We start from the raw sequence: 661 nt of genomic DNA on the forward strand, positions 1-661 counted from the left end.
TGAAGCCCTGGCCACCGACGTTGTCGCCCAGGCGACCCGCGTCCTTGTAGTACTCGATGGTGAAGACCGTCTTGTAGTACTTGGTGGTCTTGGTGGTCTTCACCCAGTACGCGACGTAGTAGTGCGTGATCGTGTAGGCCGAGTCGACGATCTTCTTGTAGCCCGGGCCGGTGTACTTGTTGTAGGTCTCCTCGTCAACAACCTCGGTGACGGGCTTCTTGAACTTCGACTTGTGGAAGTTGACCGGGGAGTTCTCCGAAGGAGCCTTGTCCCACTCGTCCTTGGAGACTTCCTTGGTGGTCGGGTGACCGCCCCGGGTACCCCAGGGGAGGATGGTCTCGGTGCCGGTCTCCTTAGACCAAGCGTCGGCGGTCTCGCCGCCCTTCTCGTCGACGATCTTCTTCCACTCCGCCTGAGTGATCTCTACGTCCTTGGCGTACTTGTAGCCCTGCCACTTGTCGTAGGTCTCCTTGGAGACGGCCTTCTCGCCGGCGAAGGCGATGCCGTTGTAGACCGTGACGAACGCGTAGTCGCTGTCGTAGTCCTCGTACACCGCGAAGTCGTAGTGGGTGTAGGCGGCCTTGCCGACGTAGATGCCCCAGGGAGCCTTGGCCTGGTAGTAGCCGGGGATGAAGACCCAGTTGTCAAGAGCGCCGTTCTG

At 60.4% G+C, this 661-nt stretch carries 1 pseudogene; it reads right to left on the minus strand.

From position 1 onward, the window contains the following. Nucleotides 1-661: pseudogene (locus tag ABD810_RS38185) on the minus strand (trypsin-like serine peptidase); the annotation flags it as partial.

This window comes from Sphaerisporangium flaviroseum, from assembly GCF_039537005.1.
In the GTDB taxonomy this organism is placed as follows: Bacteria; Actinomycetota; Actinomycetes; order Streptosporangiales; family Streptosporangiaceae; genus Sphaerisporangium; species Sphaerisporangium flaviroseum.